The sequence below is a fragment of the Raoultibacter massiliensis genome (assembly GCF_900199545.1).
GTDB classification, from domain to species: domain Bacteria; phylum Actinomycetota; class Coriobacteriia; order Coriobacteriales; family Eggerthellaceae; genus Raoultibacter; species Raoultibacter massiliensis.
The window spans coordinates 96,273-122,663 of record NZ_LT962671.1; the positions used below are offsets into that span (position 1 = coordinate 96,273).

Annotated in this window: 16 protein-coding genes; 8 read left to right on the top strand and 8 right to left on the bottom strand. The window is 58.8% G+C overall.

From position 1 onward, the window contains the following. Window positions 1–90 precede the first annotated feature (90 nt). The 3 genes from C1719_RS04510 to C1719_RS04520 all read right to left on the bottom strand — a co-directional run bounded on the left by C1719_RS04510 (window position 91) and on the right by C1719_RS04520 (window position 3,796). Window positions 91–885, bottom strand: coding sequence for a nitroreductase family protein (locus C1719_RS04510; protein WP_102374049.1), 795 nt, complete (start codon window positions 883–885; stop codon window positions 91–93). Window positions 886–915: 30 nt separating this feature from the next. Next, entirely contained in the window at window positions 916–1,899 is a 984-nt protein-coding gene (locus C1719_RS04515) for a diaminopimelate dehydrogenase (RefSeq protein ID WP_102374050.1), read from the bottom strand. A gap of 208 nt (window positions 1,900–2,107) precedes the next feature. Beyond that, a complete protein-coding gene (locus tag C1719_RS04520) occupies window positions 2,108–3,796 on the bottom strand; it encodes an FAD-dependent oxidoreductase (protein WP_180963666.1) in 1,689 nt (562 codons plus the stop codon). Window positions 3,797–4,013: 217 nt separating this feature from the next. On the opposite strand from C1719_RS04520, the gene C1719_RS04525 reads away from it, so the two are divergent. Next, the gene (locus C1719_RS04525; protein ID WP_102374052.1) at window positions 4,014–5,381 is read left to right on the top strand and encodes a response regulator transcription factor; all 1,368 of its coding nucleotides are present in this window, start codon (window positions 4,014–4,016) and stop codon (window positions 5,379–5,381) included. A gap of 89 nt (window positions 5,382–5,470) precedes the next feature. Here C1719_RS04525 and C1719_RS04530 read toward each other — a convergent pair whose 3' ends face one another. Next, on the bottom strand, window positions 5,471–9,574 hold the full coding sequence (locus C1719_RS04530; RefSeq protein WP_102374053.1) for a YidC/Oxa1 family membrane protein insertase: 4,104 nt from the start codon (window positions 9,572–9,574) through the stop codon (window positions 5,471–5,473). A 399-nt stretch (window positions 9,575–9,973) separates the two neighbouring features. On the opposite strand from C1719_RS04530, the gene C1719_RS04535 reads away from it, so the two are divergent. Beyond that, window positions 9,974–11,818: an FAD-dependent oxidoreductase gene (locus C1719_RS04535; protein WP_102374054.1), complete on the top strand. Its 1,845-nt coding sequence runs from the start codon at window positions 9,974–9,976 to the stop codon at window positions 11,816–11,818. A gap of 91 nt (window positions 11,819–11,909) precedes the next feature. On the opposite strand, the gene C1719_RS04540 is transcribed toward C1719_RS04535, so the two are convergent. From C1719_RS04540 to C1719_RS04550, 3 genes are all read right to left on the bottom strand, one after another. Beyond that, a complete protein-coding gene (locus C1719_RS04540; RefSeq protein WP_102374055.1) occupies window positions 11,910–12,815 on the bottom strand; it encodes a LysR family transcriptional regulator in 906 nt (301 codons plus the stop codon). A gap of 53 nt (window positions 12,816–12,868) precedes the next feature. Continuing rightward, complete coding sequence (locus C1719_RS04545; RefSeq protein ID WP_102374056.1) at window positions 12,869–14,416, bottom strand: response regulator transcription factor; 1,548 nt, start codon at window positions 14,414–14,416, stop codon at window positions 12,869–12,871. Between the two features lie 163 nt (window positions 14,417–14,579). After that, window positions 14,580–16,211, bottom strand: a complete 1,632-nt coding sequence (locus C1719_RS04550) for an FAD-dependent oxidoreductase (protein ID WP_102374057.1) — start codon at window positions 16,209–16,211, stop codon at window positions 14,580–14,582. Between the two features lie 304 nt (window positions 16,212–16,515). Between C1719_RS04550 and C1719_RS04555 the strand changes: the two genes are divergently transcribed. Next, entirely contained in the window at window positions 16,516–17,502 is a 987-nt protein-coding gene (locus C1719_RS04555; RefSeq protein ID WP_102374058.1) for a helix-turn-helix transcriptional regulator, read from the top strand. On the opposite strand, the gene C1719_RS04560 is transcribed toward C1719_RS04555, so the two are convergent. Next, on the bottom strand, window positions 17,446–18,066 hold the full coding sequence (locus tag C1719_RS04560; RefSeq protein WP_102374059.1) for a hypothetical protein: 621 nt from the start codon (window positions 18,064–18,066) through the stop codon (window positions 17,446–17,448). The two genes, C1719_RS04555 and C1719_RS04560, sit on opposite strands and share 57 nt — an antisense overlap. Before the next feature lie 650 nt (window positions 18,067–18,716). Here C1719_RS04560 and C1719_RS04565 point away from each other — a divergent pair. The 5 genes from C1719_RS04565 to C1719_RS04585 all read left to right on the top strand — a co-directional run bounded on the left by C1719_RS04565 (window position 18,717) and on the right by C1719_RS04585 (window position 26,267). Next, window positions 18,717–20,654 (top strand): DUF6020 family protein, encoded by a 1,938-nt coding sequence (locus C1719_RS04565; RefSeq protein ID WP_146007837.1) that lies wholly within the window; start codon window positions 18,717–18,719, stop codon window positions 20,652–20,654. Between the two features lie 108 nt (window positions 20,655–20,762). Beyond that, window positions 20,763–21,434: a response regulator transcription factor gene (locus C1719_RS04570; protein WP_102374061.1), complete on the top strand. Its 672-nt coding sequence runs from the start codon at window positions 20,763–20,765 to the stop codon at window positions 21,432–21,434. 1 nt (window position 21,435) lies between these two features. Next, window positions 21,436–22,488 carry a sensor histidine kinase gene (locus C1719_RS04575; RefSeq protein ID WP_102374062.1) on the top strand — a complete coding sequence of 351 codons (1,053 nt, stop codon included), beginning with the start codon at window positions 21,436–21,438 and terminating at the stop codon, window positions 22,486–22,488. 126 nt (window positions 22,489–22,614) lie between these two features. Next, window positions 22,615–23,298 (top strand): ABC transporter ATP-binding protein, encoded by a 684-nt coding sequence (locus C1719_RS04580; protein WP_102374063.1) that lies wholly within the window; start codon window positions 22,615–22,617, stop codon window positions 23,296–23,298. Further along, window positions 23,295–26,267 carry an ABC transporter permease gene (locus C1719_RS04585; protein WP_102374064.1) on the top strand — a complete coding sequence of 991 codons (2,973 nt, stop codon included), beginning with the start codon at window positions 23,295–23,297 and terminating at the stop codon, window positions 26,265–26,267. Before C1719_RS04580 ends, C1719_RS04585 begins: the two co-directional genes overlap by 4 nt. Window positions 26,268–26,391: the final 124 nt, after the last annotated feature.

The window sequence follows — 26,391 nt, forward strand, 5'->3', positions numbered from 1 at the left end:
GGCGACCAGATTCGAAAGGATGATGCCGGCGGAAATCGAGAGCGGGCGATTTGCGCTTTGCACGCCGCCGGCCGACGACGATGGTGATGATTACCGAACGATCACCGAAGCGGCTTTTCTCGGAGCCGTGCGGCGGTATCGGACGGCGGGGTATCCGGCAAGCATGCAGCAGGCGATTTCCCTGCCCTCTATGCCGAGCCAGCTTTCGAGCGGTTCGTTTCCCGAGATGATGCGCTTGAGATATCCGCTGTGCAGGACTCCCGCACCATGGGAGACGGCGGCGAGCTCCATGTTCGCTGCGGCGAGCCCCCCGTCCCACGGATTTTTGGTTACGACGAGAACGAACGCTGGAGCATTGAAGAAAAGCTGGTCGGAACCGTTTTCCCGATGGTTTCGATACGTCTGCTCGAATACGCGGACATAAGGGGAGCGCTCCTGTTTCAGCTGTTCAATCACCTGAGGGAGCTCATCCCAGAGACGTTCCTTGAACTCGGCGAGCTCGTTTTGCACGATGATGATTTTCGTGCGCTGCCTGTTTCTGGCGGTTGGGGTGTAGCGCGCGGCCTGAACCATGTCCTCGATGACGGCGCAATCGAGTTGCTCTTCGCGGTATGAGCGGATGCTTCGGCGGGATTTGACGGCGCGAAGCAGCTGCTCGGGTTCGATGGCGGGCGTGCGATCGATGTCGTCGATGTCGTCTGCACCGTATTCGGGTATGCTTGCCGCTTCCGTCGGGCATACGGCAACGCAATGACCGCATTTGATGCAGGGGCCGCCAACGACGGCGATCCCCGCATCGAGTCGCAGTACTCCCGGAAAGCAATCGGCTACGCATTCGCCGCACCCTATGCAGCGATCGGCGTCGATGTGGACGGCTGTTCCCATAGGTGGTTTCCTCGCGATCCTCGGCTTCGTCTAGAGCAGATGCTCGCGCAGGTAGTCGCCGCTATGGGAGGATAGGTAGGCGGGTGCGATGTCGAACACCGTACGGGCGCCCGATTGACCTTCGACCGAAAGGCGATGTGCGGCCCGCGCGAACGCTACGAGCACGTTTCCGGTGAATCCGGGGTTCGAGCCGAGCTTGAGCGAGTATTCGATCAATGCGGGGTTCCCGTCGCCCGTTTCGCCGCTGCGAAGCACGAAGCCGCCATGGGGGATGCCGGCGTGATCGCGGTCGAGCTCTTCCTGGGAAACGAAGTGCACGGTTGTATCGTAATCGGCGAAATAGTTCGGCATAGTGACGATCTGCTCTTCAACGGCTGCGGCGTCGGCGCCCTCTTCGAGCACGACCCAGCATTCGCGCGTGTGCTTTTGGCGCGTGGTGAGCTCTGGATTAGCGCCCGAGCGAACCGCTTCGAGGGCAGCTTCGACGGGGATGGTGTACTGCTTCGCATCGGCGACGCCGTCGATGCGCCGAATCGCATCGGAGTGTCCTTGGCTGACTCCGCGGCCCCAGAACGTGTAATCGGTTCCTTGGGGTAGAACGCAGGTTCCGTACAGTCGGTTGAGCGAGAACATGCCCGGATCCCATCCGCAGGAGATGATGGCGATGGTTCCGCCGATTGTGGCAACCTTGTCTACTGCGGCGAAATGCTCGGGGATGTTCGCATGGGTGTCGAAGCTGTCGACGACGGTGTACTTCGCGGCGTAGTGCGGGGTTTGCTCGGGCAGGTCGGTTGCGCTTCCTCCGCATAAGACGAGCACGTCGATATCGTCGGCGCCCTCATCGAGTTCGCTTGCGGGACGAACGGGCACGCCTTCGGTTTGAACCTTGACGCTTGCGGGGTCGCGACGGGTGAACACGCCGACGAGTTCCATATCTGCTTGTTGGGAGATGGCGAGCTCGACGCCGCGTCCGAGGTTTCCGTAGCCGAGAATTCCAATGCGTATGCGTTCCATGGTGCTCCTTGCAGGTAGTCGTGTACGGTTTTCTGTGTATGGAACCATAGTAACGCGAAACGGCGGCATCAAGGGAAGTGCTACCCAAAGGTTAACGTAGAAGAAACGAAATTCGGGTATGGGGTTTGCGGGCGAATTGTTACGGATGGCGGGCGGGCGAAGGCCTCGGTCGGCACCGAGGCCTTCGCGTTTCATGCGCTTGCGATGCTTACAGCTTCGCTTCCGTTGCGACCGCGTTGCCGAGAAGAGCCCCGAGGGTAAGGCATCTCCCATGGCTCAGTCCGGGTGCGCAGATCGGGTAGTCGTTGGCGAAGAAATTGCCCATAACGTTGCCGACCGCATAGAGCCCGTCGATGGGGGCATCGTCTTCTCCGAGAACCTGCATTTGATCGTTCACGTTCAGCCCGGATGCGATAACGAGCACTTTAGCGGTAAGCGACGATGCGAAGAAAGGAGCGGTTTTTATGGGCTGAAGATCGGCGGCGTCTTTTCCGAAGTCCTCATCGGTTCCGAGTTCGACAAGCTCGTTGTACCGCTCGATGGTTTCGGCGAGCGATTCGCCAGGGACGCCGATGGCCGCCGCAAGCTCTTCGATGGTATCCGCTTTGACGGTGGTTCCCTCATCGAGGCAAAGATTGACGACGTCGGTCGGCGAACCCGGGTTGGCCGGATCCATTTTGCCTTCGCTGAAGTATTTGGTAAGGGGTCCTGCCGTGTTGTTGTTGTAGTTGCTCAGAGCCGACATTTTGGCCATCTGCTCTTCGAAATCTGCGTCGAATATCGACCATACGACTCTGTCGGGACTGGTCATGTACATGTTCGATATTCCCGGAAGGGTGGTGTTCTCGTTGCAGAAGCGCTTGCCGTTGCTGTTGACTTTCAGGAAAGACGCGGTGCTCATGGCGCCGCCTCCGAAAATGGGATGCACCATCGCTGCATGCGATCCGCTTTGCACGGTGCCGCCAGCCCAGAGAGCCATGTTGATACCGTCGCCGACGTTGACATCCGGATTGGGGTAAACGCTTCCCTCTGCGTTCTTTACGAGCGGACACCATTCTTCGACCATTTCAGGATTGTTGCCGTAATCGCCCGTCGCGAGGATGACTCCCTTTGAGGCGTTGACTTTCAGATAAGAGCCGTCTTTCTTCGATGCCACGACGCCGACGACCTTGCCGCTATCGTCTTTGACGAGCTGCTCTGCTTTCGTATCGTAAAGCACCTGGCCGTCCGATTCCTTCCCCGCCGCCTCCATTCTGCCAATAAGGGCGAGCGGACCTTCTACGAGGCCTCCGAACATGTGGTCCGTCGGATAGGTGCGCGTGGTGAAATCCTCGGCATCCGCCGAAGCCGAGGAGCCCGAGCCGAGGGTTACCTGCCCGCCGTCCGATTCGGTCATGTCGATCAACCGGTCGAAAATTTCACCGGAATGATCCGCCCACAGCTTGATCAGGCTGCCGTTGGCTTTGTATCCGGATGATTTGACGAGGTCATCGACTAGCTTGCCCTTGTCGATCGCGATGCCCGCTTCTCTTTGCACTCTTGTGTCGACTGCGGCAAAATCAAGGCCTCGGCCGTTGTAGGAACTCGTTTTTTCGATGAGGACGGTGCGCGCGCCGGTTTCGGCGGCGTACATGAACGACGCCATTCCGGCCATTCCGGCACCAACGACGACGACATCGGCCTCGATGGTTTCTGAAATTTCGCTTTCGGCTATAGCGTCTGGGGCCGTTTCCCAAGAGCGCTTTTTGTCGCTCGCAGAAGAGCTTTTGGCATTTGGTTCGGAGGCTTGCGGGTTTCCCCCACAGGCGACGAGCGATCCCAGTCCTACCGCTGCGCCAAGCGAGGCCGCTCCCTTCAGGAAGCTCCTGCGCTCGATGGGTCGGCTGATTTTCTCCATGTTGTATCCCTTTCTCTCATCCCTTGCCATGGGCCTCGATCGGCATCCATGGATTGCTTGGGGCAAGTATTCGGGATGAGGTTGTATGCCGCATCGATAGGTTCGCTTTTACCTCGTTTCGAGCATCGATAGAAAGTAATGATTTTCCCCTCGACCCGTATGCGAGGGAAGTCGTGCGAGAGCGATTGGGTATAATCATGCGGGAGGGGAGTGGGATATGAAAACGGTTTGGTTTCAGGTTGCCGGAATGTGCCTGTGCTTCGCATGGGTGTTCTGCTCGTTTCCTCCAGTGGATGTCGATGTTGTGATCCAGGCGAGCTTGCAGAACCCCGAGCAGGTTCTTTTGAGGCTTGCCATCGTCGGAGTGGTTCCAGGTTTGCTGATTCCTGCGGCATCGTCCCTCATATCATCGCGCCCGACCAAATTGCTCCTGTTTGCCGTCGGATGTTTGCTTCGTTTGCTGGGTTGCTATTTGAGTCTTGTGGCTTTTCGACTTGAGGATCCTTTCCCTCTTCTTTTCGTCAGCGACTTTCTGATGGGTTGCGGAACCACGGTGTCTCTGATCTTCTGGGGCGTATTGCTCCACGGGCAGGATATCGAATCGAACGAAAAGATCTTCATAGCATCGTTTGCCGCCGTTGGCCTTCTCGTGTTCTCCATCGGGATGTTTTTCTCCTTGCATGTTGTGGTGTTTCTTTTCGTTATGCCCCTCGTCGAACTTGCTTGCTATGCGATCGTCTGCGTTCGATGCACCTGCGAGGCCGAGCAAGGGCTCCGTAGGTTCAAGAGGGCGGGCAAGGACTTCTTTTGGCTTATGGCCCGTACCTGCATAGCGATAACCATCGTAAGCTTCGTGTGGGAGATGTTTGCAACGGGTGTTGGTGCGCTGGCCATTCCCAAGCTGGCTCTTTTCGGTACGGGGTTGGCCGTGTCTGCTCTGGTAATCTGGCTGTTCACCAAGTATTCGTCCAATGTCGGATTTGCCGCTGCCGCTCGCTGGGTTTTGCCGATTATGGCCGTTGGGCTTTTGCTCGGTTCTTTTGACGACATCGCATCGCTTTCGCTGGCCTGCCTTCTTCTAGCCGCCGCTCACGCTTCCCTTGAGACGATACTGAGGATGCAGATCATCGGCTTTTCCCGTAAGGACGACTTTGATCCTATGCGCATCATCGGCTGGGGTTTCGCTGCCATCATGATGGGGGCGTTTCTCGGGCCCGCGCTGTACCATGCTGTCGTGCCCGCTTTGGTTCAACCTGGCGCATCATTGGTGATATGCGTTCTAGCTGCGTTAGTTGTCATCAGCGCATTTCTCTTCTCCGATGTCGGAGAGAAGCCCGCGCAAGCGCTCTCTCAGCCAGCGGATGTCGTCATGCGCAGCGCGAAGATGGCCGAGGCGTACGCGTTGTCGAACCGGGAGAGGGAAGTCCTCGAATACCTGCTCGAGGGCAGAAGCCATCCCTACATAAGGGACGAGCTGTTCATATCGAAGAGCACCGTCGATACCCATGTCAGACACATTTATTCGAAAACGGGTGTCAAGTCGAAGCAGGAACTGATCGACTTATCCAAGCGGCTGGCAGTTTGACGGGCGCCTCTACTCGCACGCTTCGATCGGGCTCGGTTCGCAGCTTCGTCTAGCTGGCGGCGAAACCGCGAGCGCGCGAGGGGAGCCCATCAATCCTCGGGAGGAATGATGGGCCATTCGTTGCCGGTGAGGTGCCAGGCCGAGAAGTCGAGCGCGTCGCCATCGACCTCTATCTCCTTGATGCCCGTATCGTGTTTGCCGTTCGACGTGGTCATGTAGTAAAGGCGCTTTCGGTTGGGATCGTCTATCTCGAACACGGTGTCGCCGTACTTTTCGCTGTCGCCGCCCATGGCTTCGATGACGGTGGGGTGGAAATCCATATGGCTTACCGGGGCATCCGATATCTCGAGCGGCTTTCTCTGCCCGGAATCGTTTGCCGGTTTGACGAGCATGATCGGGCTTGTCGTATCTCCTATCATGTCGGGTGTGAGATACCAGTATCCGTGGTCTGCGGTGACGATGATCGTCGAAGAGTCGTATATGCCGAGCTCTTTCATCTGGTCGATGTATTCGGCGACGATGTTGATGGAGCCGATCGCCTGCTGGGTGAACGTCGCATTGCCTTCGCCGATATCGATTCCGTTCTCGTCCATGATGTAGGGGTAGTGGGCGCCGGTGAGGTGGATGAACCGAAACGCGCCCGCCGTGTCGTCGTCGACGAGGCTGAGCTTTCTTTCTTTGAGTTTCTCGTAGTAGGCGGGATCGTTCATCTGATAAAGGGTGTTCGCATCGTCGGTGCCCTCGACGGTCGATACCATCTTGTTGTTCATCTCGTCGGTGTAGAACCAGAACTGCGGCTTGAGGAGCCAGGGCATGTCGCGGTACAGAGCGCACTTCGCAAGGATTTCGATCGTTCCCGGGACGTTGACATGTTTGGTGGTCGTGGGGTGCAGGTTGATGGTTTTCGAGGCCATGTCGCGTTCTGAGGGGATGATGAAATCGGCGCCGATGGAATCGCTGTATATGCCGATCGAATAGCCGGTGTCGTGTATGTCGTCGATGAAGCGGCCGTTGCCGTACCGATCGGCATAGTAGTCGTCGTAGGTTTGCCCGACTTGGGGCGTAACGTCGGTGAGCAGGTACGGAACTGCGTAGCGTGTGGGGATCATCGAGCCCGTGGAGTTTTCGAAGAACGTGAAGTCCTCGAACGGACGGGTGATTTCCGGCTCTAGCTCGATGACGTTTTTCAAGTCTATGGTGTCGTAGGTGTCGAGCACGAGTACAACGACGTTGTTTTTCGGGGAAAGCTCGAACAAGCCGTCTTCGGTGCATTCGATCGGGTCGAGTTTCTCTCCGCGGAGGGCCGCCGGGTCGACGAGGAGGCTTGCGACGCCAACCGTCTGCACCGCGATGAGGGCGATGGCTGCTGCGGCGCCGAGGAAGCGGACTTGACGGCTGAAGCGACGGCTTAAGATAATCAGCCCCGCGATGATCGCTATCCAAACGAGCGCCGTCGAAAAGGTTACGGCGGTGTAATCGTGCCAGGGGATGGAGGCTCCGTCGGCGGTGGGAAGCCCCTGGTTCATAAGCATGGCTTGCAGGTAGCATCCGATGGCGACGGCCGTTACGGAGACGAGCGCGACGGTGAAGGCGCGGCCGCGCAGGATCGACATGAGCAGCGCGCATGCAGCGGCGAGCGCGCCTGCGAAACCGACCATGTACCATCCGACATCCTCGATGCCCATGATGAGGCTGGCCGAGTTCGAGGCGACGATTTCGAAGGGGGCAACGACGAACAGCGTGTAGAAGAGGAAGATCGAAGCGAGCAGCGCATACCCGAGACGCGCACGCCAGCGGAGGTGTTCGCGCGAGCCTCGATTTCTTTCGGCTGCAGCCTGTCTGCCGTTGCCGGAATCCGCGGTGGGCGCCGTATGCTCTTCGTATCCGTTTTCCGAAACGCGCTGGCCGTGTATTACCCGGTGAACGTCGGGTTCGACTTCCTTATGCGCGTTCTCGTCGATTTTGAGCATTGCGAATATCTTGCGGCGCGTTTTTCGAAACACGACGCCGAGTACGGCGGAAAGGGCAACCGCAACGCCTGCAAGCGCTTGGATCGTATAGGTCATGACCGAGGGGTCGACGTACGCATAGGCCGGTTGGGTCATGAACGGAAGTGCGAACAGCGTTGCGATTGCCGCCTCGGGCATATGGGAGGCTATCGTTCGGGCGGCGTTTTTGGCGGTTGCGCGCCGGTTCGCCTCGCCTGCCGTCCTGTTGTCTTCAAAGCGCTTTGCCGCAGCGCCCCCCTCGGCGTCGGCCGTGCGGCCTTCGGGAGATTCGCTGCAGCGGCCCTTTGCTTTCTCCTGCTTGTCGATTATGCGGGCAAGCAGGAATTCTCCGGCAACTTCTGCGCTGTGCCCGATGTTGAACACGGTACGTCGGGTTGTCTCGGCGATCCGATCGTGCCATGCGGACTGGTTGGCAAGCATCTCGGCGATGGCATCGGGAAGCTTTTCGAGCTCGTTGAGTGAAAGCGAGATGCCGATTTCGTTGCGCAGCGAGATGTCGGTCGGCACTATGTCGATGTCTTTGTAATCGGGGTTTCCTATCTTCATGGGCGTATCGATGAAGATGCTCGGCTTGTTGGTGGAGAACGAGAACTCGTGGGCAACCGTCGACCAGTCCGTGATGAGGATGTCTGCGGTGAACACCGATTTGTTCGAGGCGAAATCTCCTTCGAACTGAAGCTCCTCGTCGGAGACGTCGGCCCAGCGGGCGAGAATCGACTCCCAGCGAGGCCGATAGCGCTTCGTGTACTCGGGGTGGGGGCGCACGATGATGCGATACCCTTTGCCGAGCAGCGATCCGATGATCTCATCGATGCACGAATCGGGAATGCACCCCTCTTGCCACGAGGGGGCGATGATCACGGTGGGGCGACCATGCGCTTCGTCGGGCCGCTCTTCGACGAGCTGCCGGTAGGATTCGATCGTGCGATCGAGAAGATCGTATCCGTAGGGCACGAGCTCCTTGGCGGGCGTCCCGTACACTTCCTCGGCGCGTCGAAGTTCGTCGATCTGATGCTGACCGGAGCACAGGATGGTGTCGTAGCCGTCGTATGCGCCCTTGTTGGGCGTCATGTGGGTGCTCGTCATGTGATGGAACAGGAAGACGTATTCCGTTTCGTCGCATACGTACGAGCGCTTGATGTAATAGGTGTCGAGATCTTCGAGGGTGGTTACGACCACGCTCGCATCCATCTTCATCATCAGCGTGATGATGCGCTTGGGCCCGATGTAATAGGGGCGAATGCGCGGCTGCTTTTCGGCGATGCCGAAAATTTGGTCGTTGGGATCGTTTGTAACGTAATGTATGGAGCAATCCGAGTTTTCGAGAAGCCACTCGATGACGCCCTGGAAGTACTTGTAGAATCCGCTGCTTTCCGAATAGAACACGATATGCTTGTTGACCACGTTGAAGAAGCGCTTGTAATCCGCCTTCTCCCGCTTGGCGAGCGGATTTCTCTGGTACCATTTCCGATCGCTCTTATCGAGCGCTTCAAGCTCTTCGAGCTCCTTCTTGCTTGCTTCGAGGTCTTCGTAGTCGATGTGCTTTCTGGGCACGATGATCACGTTGCAGAGGGCCTGGATGGCTATCGACATGAGGTTCGAGCATACCCAGTAAAAGCCCATGCCCGTTGCAACGAATATGCCGAGGACGAACGACAGGCCGATCGATAGGCCGTTCGTGGTGTTTTTCTCCATGCGCGACTGCTCTCGCTGCAGGGGGTTGATGCGGTTTTGCGCAAAGCCCATGACGATTGCCGAAAGACCCGCTGCGAACGGCATGAACCAGGCGATGCCTCCATCCGTTGCGGGAACCATGCCCAGAAGCTCGGTTCCCGGAGCCCCGTAATCGGTGATTCCGTGAATGACGTCCACCAAGCCGAACAGGATGAGTATCTGCACGGCGAGCGGCACGAGGCTCAGCAGGGGATGGTAATGGCGTTCTTTGAACATCTCGTGCTGCTTGTCGCCGATGGTTTCTCTGTCTCCGAAGTACTTTACTTTGATGCGGTTCAGCGCGGGCATAAGCTGAACCATGACGATGCTGTTCTTCTGGCACCAGAGCGACATGGGAATCAGGATTATCTTGACGATGACGGTGAAGAGAAGTATGGCGATCCACCAGTTGCCGGTCAGCCGATAGCATGGCTCCATGATGAAGTTGAGCGCTTGCGCAAGCCATTCCATTGTGAGAAAACCCTCCCCTAGATGAGCGAGCGGCGCATCTCGCTTCGCGAGCGCGACCGCTGCCGAAAAGCAGTCGAAGAACAATGATAAACCCAACCGCTCCAATCGAGAAGGTTAAATATGGAAGCGGAGTGATCAGGAAATCGAGTCCGTCGGGGTTTTCGGCGAACAGGGTCCGGTTGCGCCGATGCGGCTCTTTGCGCGCTTGCGGGCGGCAACGGGAAGTTGCCCTCCCGTCAATGCCTATTTGACGGGAGGGACCCTTGCGGCGTGATACGCTCGAAAAGCAAAAACACGTGTTGATTTTCAGTGCAGCCCTAGGGAAAAACTCAGTAGAGGGATCAGGCAGCCGGAAGCGGTTGTCCTAGCTGGCTTCGGCCAGGGGGATAGGAGAAGAGCATGGAATCACCGTTCAACACAGCAAAGAGCAAAGCGGCGTCGGGAGCGTTTTCGCGCAGAAGCTTCATCAAAGGCGGCCTTGTGGCAAGCGCCGCTGCATTCGGCGGCGCTGCGCTTGCGGGATGCGCGGCGCCTGCCGCATCGGAACCGAAAGGATCTGCGGGCGATGCGGGGGTGCCGACCGACGAGATCACCGCACGCCTCGCGGAGCGGGTCAAGGGAGCCGATCTCCCCGACGCCGCCCCCATCATGCCGGCCGACCCCCCTGAGACGTGGGACGATGAGGCCGATGTCGTAGTCGTCGGCGTCGGCGGCGGCGGTCTTGTGGCCGTGGCTTACCTGGCTCAAAAGGGATTGAAGGTCATCGGCATCGAGAAGGAAGGCATAGTCGGCGGCGCAAGCCGGCACGCCTGCACGTTCGCCAACGTGTTCGGCGGCTCGAAGGACCAAAACGAACTGGAGTTTTCGGTTCCTTCGTTCCCACCCGACGTTCATGCGTTCATGCGTTTGTACGAACAGGACAATTCTTACTCGATTGACGAGAAGTATTTGAAGAACATGCTCGAGATGTCTGGTCCCGCATGCGACTGGATCATGGAGCAGGATGGCGTCGATATGGTCTGCCTCGGTCCCATCTGGCACGATCGGGCGGTTCACGAAGGAACCCAGAATGTTGTTTTGGGTATGGACAATCCCACTAACGCCATGGAGCAGGTTGCGCTGGATGCGGGTGCAGACATTCGCCTGTCGACGAAATGCGCAAAGCTCGTTTCCGATGGCGAGCGCGTGCTCGGCGTTGTTGCCGAATCGGGCGGCAAGGAAAGCTACATCAAGGCTGCCAAGGGCGTGATCCTCTCCGCGGGCGGCTTCGGCATGAACCGCGATCTCATCAAGGCGTATCTGCCGAGCGCTTATGAGGGCACGGTGCAGGGCGGCCCCATGCCCTCGCACACCGGCGAGGTATTCCGCATGGGTCTCGGGCTCGGAGCCGATTTTTCGGGGTACGATTCGTGGAGTTGCTGGGAGGGCGCCATCGACGAGGAGACGGCGGGCGGCGACGGCCAATTCTGGCACTATTTCTGGCACGGCGAGCGCCAGCTGTTCCATAATCCTTGGCTCATCATTGACAAACGCGGTAATCGGCAACCGTATTTCGCTCAGACCCAGGAGCTCTTTGCGAACCCCGGTGGCCAGATGGGCGATTTGAGCAATTGCGCCGCATGGATGTCGGCGGTGGGGCACAAGGTGTACTCCATCTGCGATTCGAACTTCCCAACGAACATCTTCGAGAACAACGTGCTTTTGCCGACGCAGTCCGATCGCAATCGCATCCCGCTGACCGATCCGGATGTCCTTATCGACAACGGCGGCCTTGTCTCGGCTGATTGGCTTTCGGAGGTCGAAGATGCCGTCGCTCGCGGCGCCGTCAAAAAAGCCGATACGCTTGAAGAACTTGCGGAGATGCTGACGCTCGACCCCGAAGTTCTGAAGAGCGCCGTGAAGGAGTACAACGAGCTGTGCGAGAAGGGCGTCGATGAGGAGATGTCGACTCCGTACGATCCGACTTGGCTTCATCCCGTACAGGATCCGCCGTTTTACGGAGCCATCGTCGGAGGTCAGATGGCGAAGACCATGTGCGGATTGCGAACCGATGAAAACCTTCAGGTCATGAAGGAAGACGGGACCCTTATTCCCGGCCTGTACGCCAATGCGACCACAGCAGGCGGTCTTTCGGGTGAGGCGAACTACGGGTGCTTCTGGAATTCCACCGTGTTCGGCGGCGTGGGCACGAGCTGGATTACCGGCTGGATTGCCGCCCAATGCCTCATCGACAACGAAGGCTGACGTCTCGGGGCTTTAGCGCCGATAGCCGTTTCAGGTTCTTTCAGGACGGGGGTCGCCTTGCAGCAGGGCGGCTCCCGTTTTCGTTTGCGCACTATCGGCGAACGCCGTTTCTGATGAAGGTGACAAGCCTTTGGACGTACGGCTTCTCGTTTGCCTCGCTGTAGGCGAGGCAAAGGGGGAGATCGATCTTATCTTCCGGATGGAAAGGCATGAACCGCGATTCAGGGTAGGCCGTTTCCATCGAGGGATCGAAGGGCTGCAGGTGAATGCCGCCTTCGCCGCAAAATCGGTTGATCGCATCGTCGTTGAGGGGCACTTCTTGGAACAGCGGGTCGAAGCCGCGCTCGCGGCAGCGGGAGATGAAGCAGTGGATGAAGTGGTCGAAATCGAAAGGGCTTCGAATGGGCGTCCCGCGCAGGTTCTCTATGCGCAGGGACGCTTTGTCGCAGATGGGATTGGTTTTGAGCGTGATGGCCCGCGTCTCGACCATGGAGACGGGCACGAGCTTGATGCCCTTGCGCTCGTATTCGCCTTGAACGAATCCGAGGTCTATCGCGCCTTCTTCGAGTGCGTTGAGTATTGCGGTGTCGGAGAGCTTGTAGGTTGAAAGGGTGCAGCCGGGCGTTCTGGTCTGGAATTCGCGCAGCAGCCGAACGGCGTCAAGGCTTTCGTTGAAGAAAAGAAAATCAAGGGGAAACGATTTGAACGCGACCGAGATCACCGTGCGGTCGGTTGCCCCTGTTTTGCGCGCATCGATGAACAGGTCTATCTCATCGAGTTCGCGCAGCATCGCATCGGCGTGTCGGAGGATCTCCTTTCCCTCTTCGGTTGGGCTCATCTTATCGTCGCGATCGAATATATCGAACCCGAGCTCCTGTTCGAGCGATATGATCGCCTTCGAGATGGCTTGCTTGGATACATAGAGATCTTCCGACGCCTTTGCAACGCTGCCGCACCGGGCAACCGATGCGATGTATTTCAGCTGATGCAGCTCCATTCGACGTTCCTCCCGTGTTCTTTTGCCGATGCGGCCGTGCCCTCGATGCCGCCCTATTCGCCTGGCGCCTCTTTGCCGCCGTGCGCTTTCAGCTTGATGAAGAGCTCTTCGCGAGTGGCCACGTTGGTTTTAAGGTAGATTTTCGAAATGTGCGTTTTTACGGTGCTCTGCGAAATATGCAGCTCCTGGGAGATGAGGCGGATCGTGTACCCGTCCATGAGCAGCGCGAATACCTCGGCTTCTCGGGTTGAGAAGCTTGCCTGCGCAATCACGTCGTCCCAATCGGCTTCGACGCGGCCGGCTTGCCGCTGCTCGCCTTGTGCCGGGAGCTCGGCGATGCCGACGGCGAACAGGAGCTCGAGATCGCGCGGAGTGAACACGGTGAACAGCAGGATGATGGCCACGAGGTCGATGACGAGCGTCAGGTAGTACATGTGCTCGGTTCCCGCGAACAGGACGTTGTTGACGAGCGCATGCCCGAAAAATCCGCCAAGACATACGGGGAACCCGCAGATCAATCCATATGTTTGGGCGGTCGATGTGTGGAGGCGCCGTACAAGCAGGGCGCTGATGGCGAATACGATGGCGTCGAGCATGTTTCTCAGCGATCCGCTGATCCACGAGAATGCGGGAGAATGGTAGGAGCCAAGCGTCGTGGCGATGAAGAGAACGAGGATTACCGCCATGGCGGCATAGAACCCTTTGGTGAGCGCGGTGAGCTCTTGCTTGGGCGGCGCCACCACGATGAGAACGAACAGGAGGCTCAAGAGCAGCGTGCCGAAATTGATAAGCTGAAACGATGCCAGCGAAGCATCGAGGTCGGATGCGGCAAGTCCCTCCTGCTTGGTGAGCACGGCGATGAAGAACACCACGAAGCACACCATGGAGAGCTTGAGGACGCTTTTCTTCGAAATGCCCAGGGCGCTGAACTCGTCGGTTGTTCGCGAGAAGAAGCTTTCGGTTCCGGTTGGCGATGCTTCGGCGCAATCGCTTCGAGTGCCGATCGGCGCGGATTCCCCCTTCCGCGTTTCGGCGCTCGGGCAGTTTATCCGGCAGAGGAAAAGCGCGATGACGACAGGGGTTGCGGCAAGGGAGGCGAGGGAGAGCGCTGGCGGCAACGACGAGGTGACGAAGTAATAGGCGATGCCGACGATTTTAGACAAGCCGACCGATACGAACAGATCCTTCGCCTTCAAATTGATGTAGGCGTTGGCGCACGACATCATAAACCACGCCGCCCCGATGCCCGCGAGCCCCGCTCCGATCCACGTGAACTCGGCGGGAATCCATCCGGCGCCGATTGCGGCGCTTGCGGCGATGCTGCCCGATAGAGAGCATGCGGCCGCAGCGAACGCCCCTGGGCGCCCGAAGGAGGCGTCGGCCTTGCGATAGAAGAGCACGCCGAGCAGAATTGCGGCGGTCATGAAAAGCGAGAACCAGAACAGGTAAGCTTCGAGCCCGGCCGAGCTGCCCGAAGATTCCGGGGGGAAGAGCACGAACGAGGACGTCTGGACGTCAAGCCATCCCCAAATGAGCCCCAGGGAGAGAAATCCCATGGTGGGCCAGCGCGTTTCCGCGCATGTGAGTATCCTGTTCAGCATTGACAATCTCCCCTGGCACAGCTAGCTGCCACCATCCCGTATCCATGCATTATACCGTCTTTGCGCGCCGATCCCCCGAGCAAGCGGCGTATCGGCGCGCTGTGCACGGGGGATCGGTAGGAACGTACTTTGCCTACGGGCGACCGTCTGCGTGCGGCCTGCGCTAGTCGGCGATGCCGCAGGCGCGCCAGGCGGCAACGCGTCCGGTTAGAAACGCTCTGCCTACGCTCATGCCCGGCGTGGTCATCTTCTGGTATACGCCTCCGAAGAAGTTGCCCGAGCAGTTGCCTGCGGCATAGAGCCCTTCGATGGGTTTACGGTCTTCGCCGAGAACCTGCATGTCGGCATTCACTTCAAGGCCGCTTAGCGTGGTGAGCACCGAAGCGTGACGCGGTATCGCGTAGAACGGTGCCTTCGCGATTGGTTTCACCTTGTAACCGAGCTTTCCGAAGTCGGGCTCATAGTCGTAGTTGCCTTCCGCAAGCTCGTTGTAGCGCTGCACCGTTGCTGCGAAGGCATCGGCGGGAACGCCCATCTGCTTTGCGAGGTCTTCGATGGTGTCGGCTTTGTACACCCAACCGTTTTCGACGCCGTCGGGCACGATTGTGGTCCAATCGCCGTATTGGGTCATGCCGGTGCCCATGTTGGGCAGGTCCTCCATGTAGTTGTCATCGAATATCTGGAAGTGCATCTGCTCGGGCTGCCGCACGTCTTGCGCCCAAACCTCGTCGTAGCTTACATCTTCGTTGGAGAAGCGGTTCCCCTCGGTGTTGACGCGCAGAAACGGGATGGTCGTTCCCTGCAGCGTATGGAATCTGAGGCTCGGGTCGTAGTGGATGTTGGAGCAGTGCGGCGAACGCTGGATCTGGCCGCCGGCCCACATGCCCATGAGTATGCCGTCTCCCGTAGTCACGTCGGGGCGCGTGTAGGCGGATTCGAGGCCGTCTGCCTGAGGCAGGTATTCCGCGCGCATCTCGGGGTTTCCCTCGTAGCCGCCTGCAGCGAGAATGACGCCCTTCTTCGCGTTGCACAGAATGTAGTCGCCCGCCTCGGTCTGGGCGATGACTCCGGTCACGCGGCCGCTCTCGTCTTGTCGGAGCTGGACGGCGGGCGTGTTGTACCGCACTTCGGTGTTGCCTCGCGCGACCGCGTCGTTAACGAGTTCGGTGGCGAGCGTCATCATGGTGCCCGTGCCGATCATCTCCCCTACGGGAATGAACGTGGTTTTGAACGATCGGTTCCAGTGCTCCGAGGGGGCTACCGGGTCTTCGATGATGAACGGGCCGTACTTCGTCTCGCCGAAGCGATCGACGATCCAGTCGGCTAGGTTGCCGCTGTAGTTGACCCAGTTTCCGAGGACGTCCCATTTGCCGAGGTTGCATCCGGTCTCGCGATTCATATCGCCGACGATCTCCCAGCCGTTCACATCATAGCCCATTTCCTGCTGCATTTTCGATCCGATGGCCGTGAATACGAAACCGTGCGAATAGACGCTCTCGATCTTCTGCAAAAGGATGACGCTTGCGCCCTCCTCGGAGGCCGTTGCCGTAGCGACGGCGCCTGCGTTTCCCGCGCCGACGACTACGATGTCGGCCTCGAGGGTTTCAGCGATCTGGTCGTCGCCGATCGGCTCGGGCTTCGCTTTGTAATCCTTGGCGTTTCCCGATTGGCTTTCCGGTGCGGTGCTTTCCGGCGAGCTCTGGGCCGGAGTCGAGCATCCTGCGAGTCCTGCCAGGGCGGCAGCGCTTCCCAGTGCGACGCTTCCTTTGATGAAGCTCCTGCGATCAAGTTCCATGTCTCTCTCCCTTCCTCATGGTTTCATCCCGTCCGCCGAGAACGATCGCCGCGGCGGAACGGCTCCATGTTAGGTGCGGCAGGGACGCAGCGCATCCTGCAAAGCGTCTAGAAACGGGGTTTCGCGCTCGACTATTCGGACTAGTCCGGGGTAAACAGGGGTGGGTCGGTGCTATGCGGGCGGGAGATCTTTGTTTTGTGTACTATAATCGGGACTGCCGTCCCGCAAAGGATCGCTATTGTGGAAACCTTATCGCCGCAAATCGTGTACGATTGCGAGATCGCCCTGCTGACAAGGAGGAATCATGGCGGAAGGACATCAGAAGCTCAAGCTGCTCTATCTGATGAAGATGCTTCAGGAGGAAACCGATTCCAAAAGCGGGCTTACTATGACGCAGATCATCGAGAAACTCGAAGAGCAGGGGATTTCTGCGGAGCGCAAGTCGATCTACCGCGATATTGAAACGCTGCGCGATTTCGGGCTGGACGTGAGGACGCATCAGCGCTATCCGGTCGAGTACGCGGTGGAGGATCGCGACTTCGCCCTTCCCGAGCTTCTTCTGCTGGTTGACGCCGTGCAGGGAAGTCGGTTCCTCACGAAAAGCAAGAGCGACGCGCTCATTCGGAGCATCAAAAAACTTGCATCGAAGCGGCAGCGCAAACTTCTCGACAAGCATCTGCACGTAGAGGGACGCATTAAGACGCAAAACGAGTCGGTGTTCAAAAACGTCGACAGCATACAAAGCGCTTTGGCCGCGCACCGGAAGATCTCGTTTCTTTACTTCAAGTACAACGCCGCCAAAGAAAAGGTCATGCAGCATGGCGGCGAGCGTTACGTCGAGACTCCGGTGGAGCTCGTGTACTCCGACGGATGTTATTATCTGGTTACGTTCAATGAAAAGCACGACGACTTCACCCATTATCGCGTTGACCGCATGGATGATATCGAGCTGCTCGATGAGCGCGTGCAGCGAAACGAGCGGATTGCGAACTTCGACGTGCGGGAACTCGAGAGCCGTGCGTTCGGCATGTACAAGGGGGATCCCGTTTCCGCATCGTTCATCGTTGAAGAAGAGGCCATGTGCGCTGTGCTCGACCGGTTCGGCAAAGACGTGCATTCGACACCGCTCGGTGATGGCTCCGCTCGGGTGAGCACCGTGGTTATGAAAAGCCCCGTGTTTTTTGGCTGGCTCGCGCAGTTCGGCGGCGATGTGCGCATCGAGAAGCCTCGGTCGCTAGCTCGCGAGTACCGGGATTACCTCGCTGGGATCGTGGAATCTTACGGGGATTGACCAGGTTGAGGGTGCCGGCTCGCGGTTTGTGGGGAAGGGCCTTGGGCTGGAGGACTCAAAGGCTTTTTGCTTCGGATCTTCGTGAGCCGCCTTTTCGTGGAGTACAAGCGCTTCGGCTTCTATAACGACTTTGCGATGCTGCACGGTTATATGGACGCTGCCCATATTCTCTGTGCGGATCGTGATTTCCGGCGGTCGATTCTCTCTTTGCTGGACTAACGATAGGCGCTCGATTCTCTCCCCGATCAGGGGAGAGAGGGGCCGATAGCTCTCCCAGCGCAGCGCGGCCGACTTTTTCTCGTCGCCGATGCCTCGGGGGTGTTTGCTCGATGGTAGATGCGGGGGCTTTTCGGTGTCGAAGGATCCTACCTGGAGTGCCAGGCGACGCTGATCTGCGATCGCGATAAGCAGGTCGCATGCTTCGAGCCTTATGATGACGGGGCTTCGCTCCATCCATTGCCTGGACTCTTCGTCCCACCCCAGCAGCACGTCGGCGATGCGCGATCCGACGATGCGCTCGGAGCTGATGCCGAATGTGGCGGGGTCTACGCTGTGTGCTTTCATGGGATGCTCCTTGCATGCAAAACATTTGGTTTCTCGCAAGAATACCGATTGAAACAAGAACATATGTACGCAATATGGGACAGAGATTGGGGGAGAGAGGTGAAAAGGCAGGTCGAAGTACCAAAAAGAGGACAAGCAGTTTTTTCCGAATCGATAAAATTCATCGAAAGGTTAGATGGGAGCGTATACTTGAAAAAAAGAAAGAGCCTGCAGGCTCTTTCGCTGAAGTCAAATTGCCACCTACGTGGCGCCTTTCGGCATTTTTGGCTAGGCCGTATTTTGACTCGCAGTGGAATCTTGACTGGTAGTTAAGCTCCCTAGGGAGTGACCCGCTTGAAAGCCCTTTGATGCAACGGGGCGTGCTTTCTGCGGGGCGTCTTCCGGGTGCTTTGGCTATGCGGTTTTGCTTGCAGAGTAATTATGGCTGGTGTTGTAAAATCGAGGGCATTCGGGTAACTGCTGTTACACTTTCACATAGTGGAACCCACGAGCGCCGAGGGGCCTGCCGTTTTGATTTGCCGATCGAGGCGAATCGCTCTGACCCTTCGTGCTTGGCGTGTGTGCTGCGCTGTTGCGCGGCAGCATGAACTGACGGTCGGTCGGTTGCGGTTTGCTGCAAGCGGTTGAAATTGCCATAAAAAAGGACTTGCATGTTCGAAAAACAAGGGTATTGCTTGAAAAGCTTCGTAATGGCTCTTCTGAGCTCGTTCGCCATTTGCAGCCATTTTACCGCTGTGCAAGACCCTGATTTTTCTCTTCCCGATCTTTTTTACCTGGGCAACAGGTCGGATATGCTTTTGGCTGCAGTTGCGCTCTGCGTTCTTTTCGTTTGGTACGGGAAGCAGGTTGGCAGGACCGACCGGGTTGACAAAGCGGGCATCGTTTTGTCCTTCCTTTTCTCGGCCGTACTCGTCGTTGGCAGAGCTTTTACCGTCAACGATGTTACCTACGGCGTATACGGGACGTTCGACACTATGATCGGCTCATGGCAGCGATGCCTGTTCACGGTCCTGGTTTTTGCGGGACTGTGGATCGCTCTCTACTACGGCGTTCGGTTTTTGTTCGAGAAGCTGGATGCGTTGAGGGGCAGGGCGGATGCGGGGGAAAGCCTGCCCGATTGCGGGAAGGCCGTACACTCGAGGATCACGCGGCTCTCCTTTTTCCTGCAAGAACATAGCCCCTGGAGCTACATGGCGCTGTTTGCGCTTAGCTGGTTGCCGTACATCATCGTCTTTTTCCCTGGCACCATCTACGTTGACGGTGCGTATCAGCTGCGCCAGTTCTTCGGCGCCGACCCTTATACCGGGCATCATCCGCTAGCGACCACGCTGTTGCTCGGCTCGCTCGTCCAGGTTGGGAGGGCTTTGGGATCCGATTCGATCGGCGTGTTTGCCTACGTCGTTTTGCAGGTTGCGCTAGTTTCCTATACGTGCGCGCGGATCGTCGAATGCGTTCGCGCGATCGCTCCGCGACAGCGGTGGATCGCCGTCGCGTGCATCGTCTTTTTCGCTTTCGTTCCCGTCTGGGGGGGGGCGGTTGTAAGCGTAAAGAAGGACGCGCTGTTCTATGCCGCGTTCGGAATGCTGGTCGTATCGGTGTTCGAGCTTGCAAGGCGCTGCGCTTCGGGAGGGCGGGCGCGGAAGAGGGATTACGTCCGGCTGTTTCTGCTGGCTTTGGCCGTCTCTCTCATCCGCAACGAAGGATCCCTCGTTGCATGCGCCATCCTGTGCTGCCTCGGCTTGTACCTGCTCATGCTCAAGCAGCCGCGCAGGCGCGCGGCCGCGCTCGTCGGCCTTGCGATCTGCGTCGTTCTTTCGTACGGCATCGGCTACAAAACCGTGCTCATGGGCGCCCTCGATGCTGAGAACGGTTCGATCTCCGAAGCCCTCGCCATCCCCCTTCAGCAGACCGCCCGCTACTGGATTGCGGCGCCCGAAGACGTAACCGATTCGATTTCCGAGGGAGTGAGCCGCGTTCTCGATACAAGCGGGTTGGTCGAATCGGTGTACAACCCGCAAATATCGGACAACATCAAGTTCGGCTTCTTCCATAAGGAGTACGATGCCGGAGATCTGCTGGCTTTTGCGCGTTCGTACATCGAAATGGGTTCTACCCATCCGGTTTTGTTCGCCGAGGCGTTCGTGGATCAGACCCTCGGATGGTGGTACCCCGAGCTTTACGGAGACCCCGACCATGCCGTTTCCGGCATGGGCTTGTGGCAGCTCACTCCGGCGCCCGACGTGTACGGCGAAGTGGTGGATTCCTCGCTTGCGTTTCAGGAGACCGGGGCCGTGAATGCGTTCGTGTCCCTTATCGACTGCTTTGCGTATGTGCCGGGGATCGGCATGCTCGTCTATCCCGCCGTATACCTCTGGCTTCTCGCCTTCCTCGCAGCTTACCTGGTGCGGGCTGGTGAAAAGCGCAAGCTGGTGATGATTCTTCCTTTTGCGTTGAATTTCCTCATCTGCATCGCTTCTCCCGCAAATGGGCTGACTCGCTACGCGGTGCCGATCATGATGGTTTGCGGAATTCTGATTGCCTTTACTTTGGGGGAGGAAGGCGAGTCCGCTAGCGCTATGCATAGGTGAGAGAGCTCTTCATCTGTTGGGAGACTCCGTGGCGAAGTGCGGGCGATTTGGCTCGCTTGCGCGGACTGGCGTATCATGCGATGGGTCTGAACCTGTTGGAGGTACCGTATGCGCATACTGCTTGTCGAAGATGACGCGGCCATTGTGGCGGCCCTGTCGGAACTGCTTGCCAGCGAAGGATACGAAGTCGAATCGGCGTCGCGCCAAGACGCTGCAATCGATTTGCTGGCAACGTCGTTGTACGATCTTGCTCTTCTCGATGTTTCGCTCGAACAGGGGAGCGGCTTTGCCGTGTGCGCAGCCGCCCGCGAGGTTGCCCCCGCCATGCCCGTGGTGTTTCTCACGGCGTCCGATGACGAGTACAGCACCGTTGCCGGCCTTGACATGGGCGCGGTCGACTACATCGCGAAGCCGTTTCGCGCGAGGGAGCTCCTTGCGCGCGTCAACGCCGCACTCCGGCGCATCCAAGGCCAACCGACATCGCTGATGCTCGGCGATGTTGAAATCGACCCCGTATCGGCTACGGTGCGCAAGCGGGGCGAAGAGGTCGTGCTCTCCGCCCTAGAATACCGGCTGCTTCTTCTGTTCGCTCAGAACTCGGGCTCCCTTATTTCGCGCGAGCGCATGCGCAGCGCCTTATGGGACAGCGCAGGCGAATATGTGAGCGACAACGCCATCAACGTGTATGTCAAGCGTCTGCGTGAGAAAATCGAGGACGATCCGTCCGACCCGAGGCTCGTTGTGACTGTTCGCGGCCTCGGTTACAAGGCGGGTTGCTAGTATGGGCGCCTTTGTGAGGAACCCCGTGCTCGCACGGCAGGCGATAGCGCTTCTTTGCGCCCATCTTGCCGTTTGCGCGGGAGCCTATGCTTTGGCCGGATGGCAGGCTGCTGCGTCCGCGGCCGTTGCGGGTCTTCTTTCCGTCGGGCTGTTCGCCCTGTTCTCGATCGTGCGCCATCGCGAGATAGCGCGTCTTTCCGCAGAGGTAGACGAAGTGCTCCACGCGGGACGGCGCATCGACTTGTCCGATTGCCGCGAAGGAGATGTTGCGATTCTTCGCAACGAGGTGTCTAAGATGACGGCACGTCTTGCCCGCACTGCCGATCAGCTCGAACGGGAAAAATCGGCTCTCGCCGACGCTCTTGCCGATATCTCGCATCAGATCCGCACGCCCCTTACCGCTGTCGAGTTGATGATTCCGGTGATAGAGCGGTCGCAGAGCGAAGAGGAGCGTTCCCGTTGGCTTCACGAACTCGATCGCATGGTCGACAGGGTTTCGTGGCTTGTGACGGCCCTGCTGAAGATGGCGAAGCTCGATGCGGGTGCCGTTCGTCTGCAGAGACGTCCCGTCGATGCTCCGAAAGCTGTGGAGGCGGCGGTCGATCCGCTTGCCATTGCGCTTGACATGCGCGGGGTCGACTGCGTCATCGAGGCCGATGGCGTTGAAACGTTCGACGGCGATGCGGCGTGGACGACCGAGGCCGTCGGCAACATCGTCAAGAACTGCATGGAACACACGCCCGAAGGCGGGCGGATAACGGTGAACCTCAGCATGGATGCCGTAGCCTGCCGCATCCGCATAGCCGATACCGGCCCGGGCATCGCCGAGGAGGATTTGCCTCACGTGTTCGAGCGCTTCTATCGAGGCGGCGTTCGCTCGGCCGGCGCGGTAAGCGAAAAAGACGGCGTGGATGCGTTTCGCGCGCAGGGGTTCGGCATCGGGCTTTCGCTTGCGCAATCGCTTGTTTCGGCGCAGGGCGGATCGTTGCGGGCGTCGAATCTCGAAGCGGGAGGGGCATGCTTCGAAATCACGTTTCCGAAGTTAACGGTGTAGGGGTTCCCTGCGCTGTTTTCGGGCATGTTGGGCGAAATTACAATTCTGTAATGCGAGCGTCATTTCCGAGCAAGGAGCGTCTGCGACGATAGTCTCGGACATTCATCGACGAAGAAGGCGGACGCCATGGACATCATTACCGTACAGCATCTGACTAAGGTTTACGGATCGGGACCCGCGTCGACCCGGGCGCTCGACGATGTGTCTTTCTCTATCGCCGAGGGCGAATACGTAGCCATCGTAGGGTCGTCGGGATCGGGCAAATCGACGCTTCTGCACCTGATGGGCGGCGTTGACCGCCCCACATCGGGAACGGTTCTGCTGAACGGAGCCGATGTGTACGCGCGCTCGGATGAAGAGCTCGCCGTGTTCAGGCGCCGAGAAGTGGGTCTCGTATATCAGTTCTACAATCTCATTCCCGTGTTGAACGTCGTGGAGAACATGACGCTTCCCGTTGCGCTCGACGGCCGCGAGGTGAATCGGGATCGTCTCTCGTCGCTGCTCTCTTCCCTCGGGCTCGAGGGAAGAGAGAGCCATCTTCCCAACCAGCTTTCCGGCGGCCAACAGCAACGTGTTGCCATTGGGCGCGCACTCATGAACGCGCCCGCCGTCGTGCTGGCCGACGAGCCGACGGGCAACCTTGACTCGAAGAACAGCCGCGAGATCATGGCTCTTCTGCGCGCTTCCAACAAGCAGATGGGGCAGACTCTCGTGGTCATCACGCATGACGAGGACATCGCTCTGTCCGCCGATCGCATCATAGCCATCGAGGATGGGAGAATCGCGCGCGATGAGAGGATCAGACGATGAGCGTGATGACCTCGTTCACGCTGCGGTCCCTCAGGAAGAACCGCGTGCGCACCGTGGTCTCCGTCGTCGGCATCGCGTTGTCGTGCGCGCTGCTTGCCGCCGTTTTCACGAGCGTGGCGAGCCTGCAGGCGGGGCTGTACGAGCGGACGCTTGAGACCGAGGGCTCTTGGCAGGTGTACGCTCCGAGCATGTCGGCGGCAGCCCTCGAAAACCTCGAGCGGAGCGATAACGTTGCCGACATGGCGGTTTCCCGCGAGCTGGGTTCGGCGTATCTGACCGAGCAGGATAGCCTGACAATGGGCAAAATCGCGACGGTGCGAACGCTTCCGTGCACCGTCAAAGGCACCTTCTCCCCCGAAGGTTCGCCGCTGACGATGATTCCCGAGATCAGCGAGGGTCGTATGCCGGAGAATGCCGAGGAAATCATGCTGCCCGATTTCTGCAAGAATGCGGTTTTGGGCGAGGGGGCTTCCGACGCAGGCGTTTCCTCGAGCGGCCCCTTGGAGGTCGGGGGCACGCTTTCCCTCGACCTCGGAACGCGCGTCGTAGACGACGCGAACGGGGACGGGCGCCTGACGCTCAACAGCGTAACCCATAGCTATCTGTCCTCTGCAGAAGGAACGTATCCCCATGATGAGGAAATCGTCGATGCGAGCATTCGCACCTACACGGTCGTCGGTTTCTACGAGCGCCAGTCGTCTTTTCTGGGGAATGATTTCACGGCCGCATCGTCATCGACCTCCATCGTTGCCGTTACAAGCGCGGACGCGGGGGAGGAAGGGGATGTCACGGGTGCGTATCTTACCGTGCGGGGGCTTTCGAACGCGCAGGCCGTTCAGGATCTCGTACTCGACGCCATCGGCGACGAGCATGTGTACCCGACGTATCACTACAATCTGTTCCGCTACCAGGGCATCGACGATGGCCGTCCCATAACGGGAACGCTCTGGATGATCGCCTACGTGCTCGCTACCGTGATCATCGTGGCATCGGTTTCGCTGATCTACAACTCGTTTGCAATTTCGGTCGCCGATCGCACCCGCCAGTTCGGCCTGCTGTCATCGATTGGCGCGTCGAAGAAGCAACTGCGAAGATCGGTGTTGTTCGAAGCGTTTTTCCTCGGTCTGATAGGCATTCCTTTGGGCGTGCTTGTCGGTTTGGCGGGCGTTGCGTTGGTGTTTTCGTTTAGCCAGGAGGCGTTTGCCGCGCTTTTGGGGACGGGTGGTGGAGTGCCCGTGCATATCGATCCGGTCGTGATCGCCATCGTCGTCCTGCTTTCCATCGTCGTTCTGCTTGCGAGCGCGTGGGTTCCCGCGCGGCGTGCCGGCCGCGTGTCGGCGGTGGACGCCATACGGCAGACTCAGGACGTGAAGCTGAGCAAGCGCGCTGCGCGCAAAGCTCTCGGGGTGGGAAGACGCGCTGCGCGAGGGGGCAAGGCGGCGGTGGGCCCGACGGGCCTTGCCGGCAAACTGTTCGGCGCCCCTGGTTTCATCGCACATCGAAGCCTTTCACGGTCGAGCGCGCGCGGCCGCACGGTTGTGGCGTCGCTTGCGGTGAGCGTTGCGTTGATCGTGGTGTCCGGAAGCGTTGCGGCGTATCTTTCGCCTATAGCGGACCGGGCTGAAATCCAGGATGGCGCAGGAAGCGGTGCCGACATCACCGTTTCGGGTTCGGCGCCGCAGATGGCCGAGATGAGCGCGTTTGCGTCGGATCTCGACGATTTCTGCGAGCGTGCCGAGATGATAGAGGGCGTGAAGTTCCTGAGCTCGTACAGGCAGGGGCAAGCCGATGCGGTTATCCCCGCAGAAATGATTTCAAGCGACGGGCGCATCGTCGGCGATGATCTTGACGCGCAGAGGGGCTCGCCATGGTCGCCTGCAAGCTTTTCGGAAGAGGGGGACTATCTTGGAGATGTGACGATTTTCTACCTCGATGACGCTTCGTGGCTTGAGCTCGTGCGCGAACTCGGACTTGACGAGGGGCGTTTCACCGACGCCTCGAATCCGCGCGCCATCGCCCTCAATCGGTACCAAGGGATCCTGCAGGATGATTCGTATGCGGATATGAAGCCCTTTGCCGATACGGGAACGGTCGATTTCTACGTCATCGACCATACTGTTCAGGTGGATTCCGAATCATGGGTATTCGTCGGGCTGCTGAAGGATTCGGCGGGGGCGTTATCGGCGGGATACATCAATCAGTACAGCGAAGGCGAACCCGACATGATGGAGAAGCCCATCGAGGATGTGGCGGCCCGCTCTACGTTGGAGATCGGCGCTCTTGCAGATGAGGTGCCCGCTTCGATCAACACGGCTGCGGCCTCGATGCACTTTCCTGCCATCATGCTGCCGGCAAGCGTTGCGGGAAGCGCCGCCGGAGCGAAAAGCCCCGGCGGCGAAGCCGGTCTGTTCGATTTCTACTGGAGCAACCTTTCGTTTACGGCCGAAGATCACAGCGCCGCTGCCGTCGCGCTCGAGGAGCTCGCAGGAGATTCCGATTTGCTGGACTTCAGGGTGTACGATGTTGCAGAGGCATCGCAGCAAAGCCGGCTTATCGCTCAAGCGGTGCAGCTCTTCATCTTCTGCTTCTCGATCATCATGCTCCTCATTGCCGTGGCAAACGTGTTTAACACGCTGACGAACAGCATTATTCTGAGAACGCGCGAGTTCGCCATGCTGAAATCTGCGGGCATGGGAGACCGTGCGTTCGCCCGTATGCTCGCATACGAATGCGCAAGCTATGCGGTGCGCGGTCTTGTGATCGGGCTGGTCGCCGCTACGGCGACAACGTTTTTTCTCTACCAGGCGGCGAGGCTGTCGTTTTCGGGGTTGGAGTTCGGCCTGCCGTGGCCGTACGTGGGCGCAGCGGTTGCCGTGGTGCTCGCGGTACTTGCGGTGAGCGTGGCTTTCGCGCTGCATAAAAGCCACGCGTCGAGCGTTGTGGACGCTTTGCGGGCGGATGCCGTGTAGCAGAGCCTTTCGGGTGGTTTCGATTTCCGTTTGTCCTCAGAAGCTGCGGGCGTTTCGCCGAATGCCCGCAGCTTCGCTTCGGCCATGCGCTACCCTGTAAACTGTTGATGAAACCGACAAGCGA

Bases quoted from the DNA above. Each gene is read 5' to 3' on its own strand.
- C1719_RS04510 (WP_102374049.1), bottom strand. From the start codon at position 885: ATGGGAACAGCCGTCCACATCGACGCCGATCGCTGCATAGGGTGCGGC.
- C1719_RS04515 (WP_102374050.1), bottom strand. From the start codon at position 1,899: ATGGAACGCATACGCATTGGAATTCTCGGCTACGGAAACCTCGGACGC.
- C1719_RS04520 (WP_180963666.1), bottom strand. From the start codon at position 3,796: ATGGAGAAAATCAGCCGACCCATCGAGCGCAGGAGCTTCCTGAAGGGA.
- C1719_RS04525 (WP_102374052.1), top strand. From the start codon at position 4,014: ATGAAAACGGTTTGGTTTCAGGTTGCCGGAATGTGCCTGTGCTTCGCA.
- C1719_RS04530 (WP_102374053.1), bottom strand. From the start codon at position 9,574: ATGGAATGGCTTGCGCAAGCGCTCAACTTCATCATGGAGCCATGCTAT.
- C1719_RS04535 (WP_102374054.1), top strand. From the start codon at position 9,974: ATGGAATCACCGTTCAACACAGCAAAGAGCAAAGCGGCGTCGGGAGCG.
- C1719_RS04540 (WP_102374055.1), bottom strand. From the start codon at position 12,815: ATGGAGCTGCATCAGCTGAAATACATCGCATCGGTTGCCCGGTGCGGC.
- C1719_RS04545 (WP_102374056.1), bottom strand. From the start codon at position 14,416: ATGCTGAACAGGATACTCACATGCGCGGAAACGCGCTGGCCCACCATG.
- C1719_RS04550 (WP_102374057.1), bottom strand. From the start codon at position 16,211: ATGGAACTTGATCGCAGGAGCTTCATCAAAGGAAGCGTCGCACTGGGA.
- C1719_RS04555 (WP_102374058.1), top strand. From the start codon at position 16,516: ATGGCGGAAGGACATCAGAAGCTCAAGCTGCTCTATCTGATGAAGATG.
- C1719_RS04560 (WP_102374059.1), bottom strand. From the start codon at position 18,066: ATGAAAGCACACAGCGTAGACCCCGCCACATTCGGCATCAGCTCCGAG.
- C1719_RS04565 (WP_146007837.1), top strand. From the start codon at position 18,717: ATGTTCGAAAAACAAGGGTATTGCTTGAAAAGCTTCGTAATGGCTCTT.
- C1719_RS04570 (WP_102374061.1), top strand. From the start codon at position 20,763: ATGCGCATACTGCTTGTCGAAGATGACGCGGCCATTGTGGCGGCCCTG.
- C1719_RS04575 (WP_102374062.1), top strand. From the start codon at position 21,436: ATGGGCGCCTTTGTGAGGAACCCCGTGCTCGCACGGCAGGCGATAGCG.
- C1719_RS04580 (WP_102374063.1), top strand. From the start codon at position 22,615: ATGGACATCATTACCGTACAGCATCTGACTAAGGTTTACGGATCGGGA.
- C1719_RS04585 (WP_102374064.1), top strand. From the start codon at position 23,295: ATGAGCGTGATGACCTCGTTCACGCTGCGGTCCCTCAGGAAGAACCGC.